Origin of the sequence: Streptomyces sp. NPDC056452 (assembly GCF_042796085.1) — a bacterium.
Taxonomy (GTDB): domain Bacteria; phylum Actinomycetota; class Actinomycetes; order Streptomycetales; family Streptomycetaceae; genus Streptomyces.
In genome coordinates, this window is the sequence record NZ_JBHTRI010000024.1 from 80,633 (window position 1) to 92,779 (window position 12,147).

12 protein-coding genes are annotated in these 12,147 nt (G+C 70.9%); 6 read left to right on the forward strand and 6 right to left on the reverse strand.

What is annotated here, in order from left to right; genetic code table 11:
- Window positions 1-147: 147 nt before the first annotated feature.
- Entirely contained in the window at window positions 148-1,416 is a 1,269-nt protein-coding gene (locus ACFQ6X_RS23320) for an exo-beta-N-acetylmuramidase NamZ domain-containing protein (RefSeq protein ID WP_383184296.1), read from the forward strand.
- A gap of 75 nt (window positions 1,417-1,491) precedes the next feature.
- On the opposite strand, the gene ACFQ6X_RS23325 is transcribed toward ACFQ6X_RS23320, so the two are convergent.
- Window positions 1,492-4,320, reverse strand: a complete 2,829-nt coding sequence (locus tag ACFQ6X_RS23325; RefSeq protein ID WP_383184297.1) for a penicillin acylase family protein — start codon at window positions 4,318-4,320, stop codon at window positions 1,492-1,494.
- Window positions 4,321-4,542: 222 nt separating this feature from the next.
- On the opposite strand from ACFQ6X_RS23325, the gene ACFQ6X_RS23330 reads away from it, so the two are divergent.
- The gene (locus ACFQ6X_RS23330) at window positions 4,543-5,154 is read left to right on the forward strand and encodes a hypothetical protein (RefSeq protein ID WP_329212712.1); all 612 of its coding nucleotides are present in this window, start codon (window positions 4,543-4,545) and stop codon (window positions 5,152-5,154) included.
- Window positions 5,155-5,227: 73 nt separating this feature from the next.
- On the opposite strand, the gene soxR is transcribed toward ACFQ6X_RS23330, so the two are convergent.
- The gene (gene soxR / locus ACFQ6X_RS23335; protein WP_383184298.1) at window positions 5,228-5,698 is read right to left on the reverse strand and encodes a redox-sensitive transcriptional activator SoxR; all 471 of its coding nucleotides are present in this window, start codon (window positions 5,696-5,698) and stop codon (window positions 5,228-5,230) included.
- 159 nt (window positions 5,699-5,857) lie between these two features.
- Here soxR and ACFQ6X_RS23340 point away from each other — a divergent pair, with 159 nt between their 5' ends.
- A complete protein-coding gene (locus tag ACFQ6X_RS23340; protein WP_383184299.1) occupies window positions 5,858-6,319 on the forward strand; it encodes a MaoC family dehydratase in 462 nt (153 codons plus the stop codon).
- A gap of 50 nt (window positions 6,320-6,369) precedes the next feature.
- On the opposite strand, the gene ACFQ6X_RS23345 is transcribed toward ACFQ6X_RS23340, so the two are convergent.
- From ACFQ6X_RS23345 to ACFQ6X_RS23355, 3 genes are all read right to left on the reverse strand, one after another.
- On the reverse strand, window positions 6,370-6,993 hold the full coding sequence (locus tag ACFQ6X_RS23345) for a TetR/AcrR family transcriptional regulator (RefSeq protein ID WP_329215431.1): 624 nt from the start codon (window positions 6,991-6,993) through the stop codon (window positions 6,370-6,372).
- Between the two features lie 85 nt (window positions 6,994-7,078).
- The gene (locus ACFQ6X_RS23350) at window positions 7,079-7,369 is read right to left on the reverse strand and encodes a YiaA/YiaB family inner membrane protein (protein WP_383184300.1); all 291 of its coding nucleotides are present in this window, start codon (window positions 7,367-7,369) and stop codon (window positions 7,079-7,081) included.
- A 60-nt stretch (window positions 7,370-7,429) separates the two neighbouring features.
- The gene (locus ACFQ6X_RS23355) at window positions 7,430-8,581 is read right to left on the reverse strand and encodes an acyl-CoA dehydrogenase family protein (protein ID WP_383184301.1); all 1,152 of its coding nucleotides are present in this window, start codon (window positions 8,579-8,581) and stop codon (window positions 7,430-7,432) included.
- A 65-nt stretch (window positions 8,582-8,646) separates the two neighbouring features.
- Between ACFQ6X_RS23355 and ACFQ6X_RS23360 the strand changes: the two genes are divergently transcribed.
- The 3 genes from ACFQ6X_RS23360 to ACFQ6X_RS23370 are packed head-to-tail and all read left to right on the forward strand — an operon-like array spanning window position 8,647 to window position 11,040.
- Window positions 8,647-9,321: a TetR/AcrR family transcriptional regulator gene (locus tag ACFQ6X_RS23360; protein ID WP_383184302.1), complete on the forward strand. Its 675-nt coding sequence runs from the start codon at window positions 8,647-8,649 to the stop codon at window positions 9,319-9,321.
- Between the two features lie 15 nt (window positions 9,322-9,336).
- Complete coding sequence (locus tag ACFQ6X_RS23365; RefSeq protein ID WP_383184303.1) at window positions 9,337-10,059, forward strand: ArsR/SmtB family transcription factor; 723 nt, start codon at window positions 9,337-9,339, stop codon at window positions 10,057-10,059.
- 33 nt (window positions 10,060-10,092) lie between these two features.
- On the forward strand, window positions 10,093-11,040 hold the full coding sequence (locus ACFQ6X_RS23370) for a DMT family transporter (protein ID WP_383184304.1): 948 nt from the start codon (window positions 10,093-10,095) through the stop codon (window positions 11,038-11,040).
- Window positions 11,041-11,063: 23 nt separating this feature from the next.
- Here ACFQ6X_RS23370 and ACFQ6X_RS23375 read toward each other — a convergent pair whose 3' ends face one another.
- Window positions 11,064-12,143 carry a Zn-dependent alcohol dehydrogenase gene (locus tag ACFQ6X_RS23375; protein ID WP_383184305.1) on the reverse strand — a complete coding sequence of 360 codons (1,080 nt, stop codon included), beginning with the start codon at window positions 12,141-12,143 and terminating at the stop codon, window positions 11,064-11,066.
- Between the last annotated feature and the right edge of the window lie 4 nt (window positions 12,144-12,147).

Here is a 12,147-nt window from a genome sequence, read left to right on the forward strand (position 1 = left end):
CCCCGGCAGACTAACCAGTCGGTATGTGATCAGGGAAGGGGTCCCGGGCAGGACTGGGAATCTGCCCAGTCAGGGCCGTTCCGTGCGGCCCGGGCCCGCGCTAGCGTGCGTGGCCATGACAGTCGGCGCGATCATGGAGGTAGCGGAATGACCCTGTCCAGACGTGGTTTGCTGGCCGTCGGCGGAGCGATGGGTGCTGTCGCGGCCACCGCGGCCGGGCCCGGAACGGCCTCGGCCGCAGGCCGGGGGCACGGTGCCGGGCGCACCGGGGTCCGTACCGGCTTCGAACGGCTGGCCGCCGACGGGTACCGGACTCTGGCGGGCGAGAAGGTCGGTGTCGTCACCAATCCGACCGGGATCACGGCGGACGTACGGCACATCGTCGATGTGATGCACCCGGACGAGCGGGTGAATCTGACCGCGGTCTTCGGACCGGAGCACGGCTTCCGCGGGACCGCGCAGGCGGGCGGCTCGGAGGGACGCTACGACGACCCGGCGACGGGGCTGCCGGTCTACGACACCTACCTCAAGAGCGGGCAGCCGCTCGCGGACGTCTTCACGGCCTCCGGCGTGGACACGGTCGTCTTCGACATCCAGGACGCGGGCGCCCGCTTCTACACGTACATCTGGACCCTTTACGACTGCATGGAGGCGGCGGCTCTCGCCGGCAAGCGGTTCGTCGTCCTCGACCGGCCGAACCCGGTGACCGGGCGGGCGGCGCTGGGACCGGTGCTCGACCCGGCCTTCGCGACGTTCGTGGGGCGCAGGGAGATCTCCCAGGCGCACGGGATGACGGTCGCCGAGCTGGCGCTGCTCTTCAACGCGGAGTTCCTCGCGGCGCGCCCGGTCGAGCTGGACATCGTGAAGATGTCGGGGTGGAAGCGTTCCGACTTCTTCGACGTGACGGGGCTGCCGTGGGTGCCCCCGAGCCCCAACATGCCGACGCCGGAGACGGCGCTGGTCTACTCGGGGACATGCCTGTTCGAGGGAACGAACCTCTCCGAGGGGCGGGGCACGACCCGGCCGTTCGAACTGCTCGGGGCGGAGGGGATCGACCACCGGTGGGCGGCGGCGGCGAACGCGCTGGAGCTGCCCGGGGTGGCCTTCCGTGAGGCGTACTTCGCGCCGACGTTCTCCAAGTTCCAGGGGAAGACGGTGGGCGGGGTCCAGGTGCACGTCCAGGACCGGGACGTCTTCGACCCGGTACGCACCGGCATCGCGCTGCTGGTGTCGGCGAAGCGGACGTGGAGCGGGTTCGCGTGGCGCCCGGACAACTGGATCGACAAGCTCACGGGCAACACGCGGGTCCGCACGATGATCGACGCCGGCGCGGACACCGATGAGGTGGTGGGGGCGTGGAGCGCCGATCTGGCGGCGTTCCGGGCCACGCGCAAGAGGTATCTCCAGTACCGGTGAGTGCCGAAGGCACCTGCCGTGCCCTCGACCGCCGGACGGGCTCGACATGCCCGTCCGGCGCTCGAGGAGTCCAGGTCAGCGGTGGGAAGGGAACTCCACGACCTGCTGGTACGTCGGCCGGTTCTGCCAGTGGATCGTTTTGTGCGTGATCCCGCCGAGCGCGCGGTGGACGATCGCGTCGGTGCACCACTGCTCACCCGCCCCGCAGCTGTCGTCCCCGGGGTAGACCGCCGTCGCGGGCTCGGCAGCCGCCTGCTTCAGCGTGGTGAGCAGTGCCTGGCGGCAGGTGCTCAGGTCGCCGTTGCCGCAGTACGTCTTCGCCAGCGGTCCCTTGACGGGCTGTCCGAGGACCTGTCGCAGGTCCTTGTCGGCGAATCCCCACCAGCCGTACTGGAACGCGGAGCCGCTGTGCGCCCCGCTCGGCCCGTGGCTCGCGGCCGGTGACTCGTCCGTGGCCAGGTTCGCGGTCAGCGCCGTGTAGAGGCCGTCACCCAGACCGGGCCGGAACTCGGCCTCGACCAGTTTCGGCCACCAGGCGTCCATGATCCGTACCGCGTCCGCGTGCGTGTACGTGTGTGATCCCTGAGTGGTCTCCTTGCGCTGTGAACCCGCCGCGCGCCATGAGTCCAGCTGCTGCACCACCGCGTTGAGCGCGGGATCGGTGACCGGCTGGGAGCGCAGCACCTTCAGGAGCTCGGGCAGCAGCTGCTCGCCCCGCAGGTCCGTGACGGCCGCCTCCGCCATGGCGCGGGTGAGGGAGGCGCGGGTCACTCCGCCGTCCTCGACCAGTTTCGCCACCCTGTCGTCGAGCAGGTCGCCCCGGTGCACCGCGCCGAAGCCGAACGCGGCGGTGGCGTAGTCCTTGGCCTGGCGGTTGTTCCAGGAGATGTAGTAGTCCTGTCCGCTGGACTGCGGGTGCTCGGCGAACGGGGTGTAGTCGCTGGTGTTGGCGGCCGGGTCGTAGCCCTGCCACTCGTACGCCTTCTCGGCCTTGACCGGCAGCGCCGGGTCGACTCCGGCCGCGCGCACGGGGTTCATGCCGCTGTTGTAGAAGGCTGCGGTGCGCGAGTCCGCGTAGAACCAGTTGAAGGCGTAGTCGATGTGATGGGCCGCCTGCTGGAAGGAGGCCGCGTCGGTGATGTACGCCGGGTCGTTGAAGAGCTGGAAGCCGATGATCGAGTCGGCTTCGTGGCGGTAGGTGGTGCGCAGCGAGGTGTACGCGACCGGCTTGCCGCCCACCGTGGCGCGGTGGGTGACGATGCCGTAGTCCGTGCGCCAGACCTGCATCCGGTAGGAGCCCTTGGCGGTGGAGTCGGCGACCGTGGGCTTCCAGGAGTTGGTGCGCTCCAGCTTCTCCATCGGGGCGCAGGCGCCGTTGTCGCGGTAGTGCGTGGAGTCCTTGGAGGGCGTGGAGCCGTCCGGTTCGCAGAGCTCGATGGCGTACGTGTCGGTGATGTCCTGGGCGGCCGATGTGGCGCTCCAGGCGTAGTCCTGGCCGCGGCCCATCTGGATGTACATGCCGACGCCGGCGAAGGAGACGCCGCGGGCGCTGATGCCGGGGCCCTGGAGCTCCTGGAGCATCATCAGCTGGGGGGCGAAGTAGCCGGTCTGGGGGCCCATCACGGCGATCGGGTTGCCGCTCGCGGTGTGACGGCCGGACACCAGGAGGGCGTTGGACATGCCGCGCTTCTGGGCGCCGCTGCCGGTTCCGGGCAGCGATCCCTCCGGGATGACGCCGTCGTCGTACATGCCCTGCAGCGGCTTGAGTGCGGTCGGCGCCTTGACCGGGGCCTTCGCATTGGTGCCCGCCGAGCCCGTGCGGTCGTAGATCAGGGGTTCGGGTGTGACGGAGCCCGCGTCGGGAAGTGCGGTGCCGCGGGCCTGGTCGGGCTTGCCCGCGTACGGGAACGAGGTGCCGTCGTGGACGGTGAGGACGGCCTCGGGGTCGTTGCGCTGGCGGAACGACTCCCAGACCCTGGTCCCCTCCTCGACGCCGTACTTCTGCTGGGCGGCGAGCAGCGAGAGCGCGGCCTGCACCTCACCGCCTCCTCCCCCGCCGAACTGTCCGCCGACGACCGACGCGATGGAGATCAGGTCGGTCAGTTTGAACGGCTGGATCTCGCCTATGTTGGTGATCGAGTCGATCTTTCCGGTGAGGACGTACTCGCCCGGGAAGTAGCGGCCGTTCTTCGACTTCACCCGGTAGGCGTTGATGCCGTCGATGTAGGCCTGGGCGTCGGCCATCGCCTGCTCACCGCGTGGGCCCTCGGTGGTCCTGATCCATTCGACCTGGGCCTCCAGGTCCGCCTCGGTGTACGGGGCCTGCGGCCAGAACTGCTGTTCCAGGCCCTGGTTGGCGAGCGCTCCGCCGGCGAACGAGGTCAGCTCACCGCGCCCGATGTGCCGGAAGAGGTCCATCAGCCAGAGGCGGTCCTGTCCGGCGGCGAACCCGGCACCGAACTCGGTGCCGTAGCGGGTGGTGCCCTTGATGTGCGGAACGCCGCTCTTCTTGTCGCGCGTGATGGTGACGTCCTCGCGCGGCTTCGTGACGGACTCGACCTGGTCGGCGGCGACCCCGAAGGAGGCGTCGTTGAAGAAGTCGGTCAGTTTCTGGTCGGTGAGGCTCGTATGCCCCGCCACCAGGCCGTTGTAGCGGTCGAGCTGGTCGTCGCTGTGAGCCGGGTGCGTGCCGAACGCCTTGTTGCCGAGGATCTCGACGAGGGTGGCGTTGCCGTTCTCGCCGGGTGGCAGGATGTCGGCGCACTGCCCCTGGCAGTGATCGGCGACAGCAACGTGTTCCGGCTCGGCCGCGCCGGCCGGGGGGGCCGAGGCGAGCAGGGACGTACCGAGGGCGAGAACGGCCGCGACTGTGGCGGCTCTGAGCGTGCGGGTGCGTGGGGGCATGCGTGCTCCTCCGGATGGCCGATGCGCCGGAGGTTACTGGCGGTACACCCCGTCAGTAAGATGAACATCAGTCACTTTTTCCGAATCACCACACCCGTCGCCACGCCGCCCACATGGGCCATCTCAGGTAGTGGACACATTTCACCTTTCGATGGAGCCGAAACGGGCAGTCGTACGTCCATCCCTTGACGCCGAAGTACGACCGACGGAGGTGGCAGTGTCATGGCCGGTTTCCGGAGTCTTGCGAGACAGGTCCGCGATCCGCGGGGCGATCTGGCTTTGCGGCGGTACTCGCTGCGCAAATGCCTGGAGCGATTCGCCCCTTACGGCCACCGGGCCACCTGGGATCACCTGTGCGCCCGGCACGGGATCGAACCCGAGGACCGGGCTCCCGACCCGGTGCGCCTGATCGGTGCGCTGGAGGAGCTGGAGGAGGCGCGGGACGTCTGGCTCGCGTACGAGACGGGGTTCGCCGAACGGCGGCGCCGCGAGAAGCACGACGGACTGCGCCGGCCTGGCGCGTTCGACGACTGGCACCGACGGACCTGGGGCGGCAACGGCATCGCCCCGTGCGACAACCCGGGGGTCCATCCCGCCGCACCGCTCGCCGACGTGCTGGGGCGCCTGATCGCCGCCCTGAGCGCGGAGCCGGGCGCCGCCTGCCCGGTCTGCACGGGGACCGGAATCGTCTGGCGGCAGGACCTGGACCGGGAACCGTGGTCGGGCCCGGTCTGCACGGGGTGCGGCATCGTCGTTCCCCGTCCCGTACTGACCCCGGGAGCACTGGCCAGGGCCAGGGGGATGCGGCCGAGGGATCTGGCGTCGGCGGCCTGAAGCGCGCGGGGGGCGCCCGCCTGTGCGCACCCCGCGTCGTCCACGTCCCGAGCCGGCAGGGCCAGGACCCCTATTAGTTGTCCGCCGCCTTGCGCTCGGGCATCAGGCGCGACCCCGTGATCCGTTCGCCGGACACATCGTCGGGGTTGGACAGCACACACGTCTCCAGCGACAGGCATCCGCAGCCGATGCAGTCGGTGAGATGGTCCCGCAGCCGCCCCAGCTGCTTGATGCGCTCATCCAGCTCCGAGCGCCACGCCTCGGACAGCCGCGCCCAGTCCTCCCGGTTCGGCGTGCGTTCCTCCGGAAGCTCGGCGAGCGCCTGCCTGATGGTGGCGAGCGGGATACCGACCCGCTGCGCCGCGCGTACGAAGGCGACCCGGCGCAGGGCGTCCCTGGTGTAGCGACGCTGGTTGCCGCTGGTGCGGCTGCTGGTGATCAGGCCCTTGGACTCGTAGAAGTGCAGGGCCGACACGGCGGCGCCGCTGCGTGCGGATAGCTGGCCGACCGTGAGTTCGTGAAGTGTCTGCGGGATCTGTGGCACTCCCCGAACCCTACTGGTCCCTCCTCGAACCCTGCCGCCCGCTTCGAAAACCTGGCCGGTCCGTCGTTGACAGGGACGCACCGCCCAACCATGCTGAGCAAGCGCTTAGACATTCGTTCGGGGACGACGGCAGACAGCCGGAAGGCAGGGACCAGGAACATGGCAGAGCCGAAGATCTTCACGTCCGCACAGGAGCTGCGGGACGGGGTGGGCCAGGAGCTCGGTCACAGCGAGTGGCTGGAGATCGAGCAGAAGAGGATCGACCAGTTCGCCGAGGCCACCGGTGACCACCAGTGGATCCATGTGGATCCGCAGCGTGCCGCCGCAGGACCCTTCGGCACGACGATCGCCCACGGCTATCTGACGCTCTCGCTGCTGCCCGCGTTCGTACCGCAGATCATGCGGGTCGAGGGAGTGAAGATGGGCATCAACTACGGCAGCAACAAGGTCCGCTTCCCCTCGACCGTGCCGGTGGGTTCGCGGCTGCGCGCGACGGGTGTGCTCAAGAGCGTCGAGGAGGTGGGCGGCGGTGTGCAGGTGACCACCCTCGTCACCATCGAGCGCGAGGGCGGCGACAAGCCGGCCTGCGTCGCCGAGGCGGTTTCGCGCTTCTACTTCTGAGCCGTACCCGTACGCCGGGCGGGCCCTCGGGCCGGCCCGGCGCACGGGCGCTACTTCTGCGCCCCCACCATCCGCAGGACGAGGTCGGCGTAGAGCGTGCCGACCTCGTCGGGCGTCCGGCTCCCCTGCGCGTTGAACCAGCGGGCCACGTCGATGCAGAGCGAGAGCACGGCCAGCGTGGTGCCCGGGACGTCGGGGACGTCGAACTCCCCCGCCCGGACGCCGTCGCTGATGATCCGGCGCACCGCGGCATCGCTCTTCCTGCGCAGCTCGACGATCTCCACGCGGTGTTCGTCGCCGAGCGCCTCGAGTTCGTACTGGACGACCCGGGCCGTGGTGTGGCGCTCGGCGTGCCAGCGGACGAAGGCCCGTACGGCGCCGGCGAGCCTCTCGGCCGCCGTGCCGTCCCTGTCGGCAGCCGTCTCCAGGAGGAGCAGGGCCCGGTCGTGACCGATCCTGCTGATCCGGTGGAGCAGCTCTTCCTTCGTCTTGTAGTGGATGTACAGCGCGGCCGGGCTCATCCCGGCCCGCCCCGCGATGTCCCGCGTGGTGGTCGCGTGATACCCGCGTTCGGCGAAGGCCTCGACGGCGGCGACGAGCAGTCGCCGGGCCGCCTCGGGCGTGACCTCACTCCACGGCGTCTCGTCGCCGTCGGTCTGCTCCGCCGTGCTCATGGTCACGTGCCCCTCTCCCTCTGCAGGACGAACACCATACCCCGAACCTGAGCAAGCGCTTAGGGGTCGTCGGCGGCTGAGACCGTCAGAGCTTCTGGAAGGGGTCGTGCTCGGCGAGGATCTTCTCCAGCCTGGCCTGGTCGACCCGGCTGATGATCTGCCCCGCCTCCTGACGGTCCCTGATGACCTTGGCCAGAGTGAAGCACGAAGTGACGAGGTAGAGGACGCCGATGGCGAGGAAGGCGCGCACCCAGGCGTCGGCGTCGAGGAAGAAGATACCGAGGGCCACCGCGCCCATGGCCAATCCGAAGGAGAGGACGGCCTGGACGTAGAAGGCGGCGGTGCTCTGCTGCTTGACCGATGTTGTCTCACTCATGTCGCACAGCATCCGGCGCGGCGGCGTCCAGCACATCCGTCCGCGTACTCAGTTCGGCACTCAGAAGGCGGAGACACCCGTCAGCGCGCGGCCGATGATCAGCTTCTGGATCTGGCTGGTGCCCTCGTAGAGGGTCATCACGCGGGCGTCCCTGACCAGCTTGCCGACCGGGTACTCGTCGATGTACCCGTAGCCGCCGAAGACCTGGAGGGCGTTGTTGGCGGCGCGGACGGCCGCCTCGGAGGCGAAGAGCTTCGCCGTGGACGCGGCCGTGGCGAAGTCCTGGCCGCGGTCGACGAGGTCGGCGACGCGCCAGGTCAGCATGCGCGCCGCGTCGACGTCCACGGAGATGTCACTGATCAGCTCCTGGACGAGCTGGTAGCTCGCGATGGACTTGCCGAACTGCTCGCGCTCGCCCGCGTACCGTACGGCGGCGTCGAGGGCGGCCTGCGCGATGCCGACGCAGCCTGCCGCGACCGACATCCGGCCCTTCGCCAGGGCGGACATGGCGATCGAGAAGCCCTTGCCCTCGGGCCCCAGGAGCGTGGCGGCGGGAACGCGGACGTCCTCCAGCACGATCTCGGCCGTCGCCTGGCCGCGCAGGCCGAGCTTGCCGTGGACGGTGCGCCGGGTCAGGCCGGGACTGTCGGCCGGCACCAGGAAGGCGGAGATGCCCCGGTGGCCGGGGGTGTCGTTGGTGCGGGCGAAGAGCAGCACCACATCGGCCCAGGTGCCGTTGGTGATGAACATCTTGGAGCCGTTGATCACGTAGTCGTCGCCGTCGCGCACGGCCTTCGTCGTGAGGTTCCCCGCGTCGGAGCCGGTACCGGGCTCGGTGAGGCCGAAGCAGCCCACGGCCTCACCGGCGGTGAGCCTCGGCAGCCACTGCTGCTTCTGCTCCTCGCTGCCCCAGGAAGCGATGGTCTTGGCGACCAGGCCGAGCGAGACGGACACGATGCCGCGCACGGACGAGTCGCCGCGCCCGAGCTCCTCGGTCACCAGGCAGTACGCGAGGTGGTCACCGCCCGAGCCGCCGTACTCCTCGGGCACGGTCAGCCCGAGGAAGCCGAGGGAGCCAAGCTTCTTCACGATCGACTTGTCGACACTCTCGGCACGGTCCCACTCGACGACATGCGGGGTGATCTCCCGTGCGACGAAGTTCTCGGCGAGCTCCCGGACAGCTGCCTGCTCCTCGCTCAGCTCCAGGTTCATCCTGCGACACCCCACTTTTAATTAGCACTGCTAGTTTTATGCTTGCAGGCCCTACTATGTGCCGCATGGCCCGACCGCGCAAGCCCCTCCTCAGCAGAGACCGCATCGTCGAGGCGGCGAGCGCGCTCGTCGACGCCGAGGGGCTCGACGCGGTCTCGACCCGCCGGCTCGCGGCCGAGCTGGGGGTCAGCGGACCCTCGCTCTACAACCACTTCCGCAACAAGGACGAGATCCTCGACGCGGTGGCCGACGCCGTGTCCGCGAAGGTCGATCTGTCGATGTTCGAGGAGGCCGACCCCCGCGACTGGCCGGCCGCCCTGCACGACTGGGCCGTCTCCTACCGCGCGGCACTCGCCGCGCACCCGCACATCGTCCCGGTGCTGGCCCAGGGACCCGGCCGCAGACCGGCCGGCCTGCGGGTCGCCGACGCCGTCTTCGGCGCGATGGTGCGGGCCGGCTGGCCCCATGCCCAGGCGACCTACATCGGCGCGCTGATGCGCTACTTCATCACCGGCTCGGCGCTCGGCTCCTTCGCCCGCGGATTCGTCGACGACGAGACGGCGTACGACCCGGCCGACTACCCCCACCTCGGCCAGGCCCACCTGCTGGCCGACCGCCGCCAGCAGGTCGACGAGGGCGCCTTCGAGACGGGGCTGCGGGCCCTGCTGGACGGCCTCGCGCTGCAGTACGAGCAGACCGTGCCGAACGGCACGCTTCGGCACGCGCCGAACGGTCGCTGACGCATCCTGGACCGTATGGCTCGCATGACACCGCACGGTCCGGCCGCCTCCCACCTCGCCGCCCTGGCCTCGCTGCTCGCCGACGAGACCCGCGCCGCCTTCTGCCTCGCCCTGCTCGACGGCCGCGCCTGGACGGCGGGCGAGCTGGCCCGGCATGCCGGAGTTGCCCCCTCGACGGCGAGCGAGCACCTGGGGAAGCTCGTCGCGGGCGGGCTGCTGACGCAGGAGCGCCAGGGCCGCCACCGCTACGTGCGGCTCGCCGGCAGCCGCACCGCCCGCCTCGTCGAGGAACTGGCGGCCCACGCCCTGCCCGACCGGGACGAGGAGCGTCCACGGACCCTGCGCGCGGCGGGCATCAGCAGCGCGCTGGCCCGGGGACGCACCTGCTACGACCATCTCGCCGGGCGGCTCGGCATCACGGTCACGGACGCGATGACCGCCCGGGGGCTGCTGCGCCAGGACACCGGGTTCGCCCTCACCGACGACGGACTCGACTGGTTCGAGGCGCTGGGAATCGTCCTGGAGCCCGACGGGCGGCGGCCGCTCGTGCGGGAGTGCCTGGACTGGACGGAGCGCCGCCCGCACCTGGCGGGGGCCGCCGGGGCCGCGCTGTGCGGTCACGCCCTGGAGGCGGGATGGTGCGTACGCATCGGGTCCGGGCGCGCGGTGAAGGCGACGCCGGACGGGGAGCGTGCCCTGTCGGAGCTGCTCGGAATCGAAGCGGGAACTATTCGGTAGGTGCCGAAGCGTCCCGGGCTTACTGTCGGGCCCATGACGACGACACCGACATCGCGCCGTGCCGCGCAGACCTCTCCGGGACGCGACTGGCGGGCCCCCGCCGCCGCGTGCACCACGGTGGTCCTGTGGGCCTCCGCCTTCGTCTCCATCCGCAGCGCGGGCGAGGCGTACTCACCGGGAGCCCTGGCGCTCGGCCGGCTGCTCGCGGGGACGCTGACCCTCGGGGCGATCCTGCTCGTACGCCGGGAGGGACTGCCGTCCCGGGCGGCGTGGCCGGGCATCGTGGGATCGGGGCTGCTGTGGTTCGGGCTGTACATGGTGGCGCTCAACTGGGGTGAGCAGCAGGTCGATGCGGGCACCGCCGCGATGGTGGTGAACATCGGCCCGATCCTGATCGCGCTGCTGGGCGCCGGGCTGCTCGGCGAGGGGCTGCCGCGCCGGCTGCTCGTGGGCATGGCCGTGTCGTTCGCGGGGGCCGCGGTGGTCGGTCTCTCCATGTCCGGGCACGGGAGTTCCTCGGTGCTCGGCGTGGTGCTCTGCCTCGTGGCCGCGGTGGCGTACGCGGGCGGTGTGGTCAGCCAGAAGCCCGCCCTGCGGCACGGATCCGCGCTGCAGATCACCACGTTCGGCTGTCTGATCGGTACGGTCGCCTGTCTGCCGTTCGCCGGGGTGCTGGTCTCCGAGGCGGCCGACGCGCCGGTCTCGGCCACGCTGAACATGGTCTACCTGGGCGTCTTCCCGACGGCGCTGGCCTTCACCACCTGGGCCTACGCGCTGGCGCGCACCACCGCGGGCCGGATGGGCGCGACGACGTACGCGGTGCCCGCCCTGGTGGTGCTGATGTCGTGGCTGCTGCTCGACGAGGTACCCGCCCTGCTCACCGTCGCGGGCGGCCTGCTCTGTCTGGCCGGGGTGGCGGTCTCCCGCACCCGGGCGCGCCGGGCGGAGCCCCGGGAGGAGCCGGCGGCCCGGGTCCCCTGACCCGGGCCGCTGTACGGGAGCTCCTAGAAGACGACCAGCGCGCGGCCGCCCTTGCCCGCGATCATGTTCTCGAAGGCCGCCGGAATGCCGTCCAGGGCGATCCGCTCCGTCACCAGCATGGAGAGGTCGAACCGTCCGGCGCGGATGTGCTCGGCGAGCACCGGCAGGTCGCGTGCCGGGTCACTGTTCCCGTACACACAGCCCGTGAGCGACCGGCCCCAGTGGAAGATCTCCAGGGCGTTGAAGGACACCACCTGGTCCTTGCCGCCGATGCCGACGACCGTGGTGCGGCCGCCGCGGCGGGTGGACTCCCAGGCCCCGCGGATCGTGGCGGGCCGCCCCACGCACTCCACGGCGACGTCCGCGCCCTGGCCGCCGGTGAGCTTGCGGATCGCGCGCGGGGTGGTGTCGGAGGCGATGACGTAGTCGGTGGCACCCGCCTTGCGGGCGAGCTCCTCCTTCTCCGGTGAGACATCGACCGCGATGATCTTCGATGCCCCGGCGATCCGCGCGGCCTGCAGGACGGCGAGGCCGACCCCGCCGACCCCGAACACGACGACGCTCTCGCCCTCGCGGACCCGGGCGGAGTGGTGCACCGCCCCGTATCCGGTCAGGACCGCGCAGCCGAGCAGCGCGGCGTCGGTGAGCGGGATACCGGCCGGGGCGGGCAGTACGCAGTTCGCGGCGACGACGGTCTCCTGCGCGAACGCCGCGACGTTCAGGCCCGGGTGGAGCTCCGTGCCGTCGGCCGTACGGGCGTGGATGTTGGCCGCGCCCTTCAGCGCGTCGGCGCAGAGCCAGACCTCACCGATGCCGCAGTGGAAGCAGTTCCCGCAGGACGGCGCCCAGTTGAGGACGACCGCGTCGCCGGGGGCGACATCGGTCACCCCTTCACCGACGGACAGGACCGTACCGGCGCCCTCGTGGCCGAGGACGGCGGGGACGGGCAGCCGCATGGTGCCGTTCGTCAGGGACAGGTCCGAGTGGCAGACGCCGGCGGCGGCGAGCGAGATGCTCACCTGGCCGGGACCGGGCTCGGGGAGTTCGATGTCGGTGATCTCCAGGGGAGCTCCGACGGCGGGCAGTACAGCGGCGCGGACCACGAAC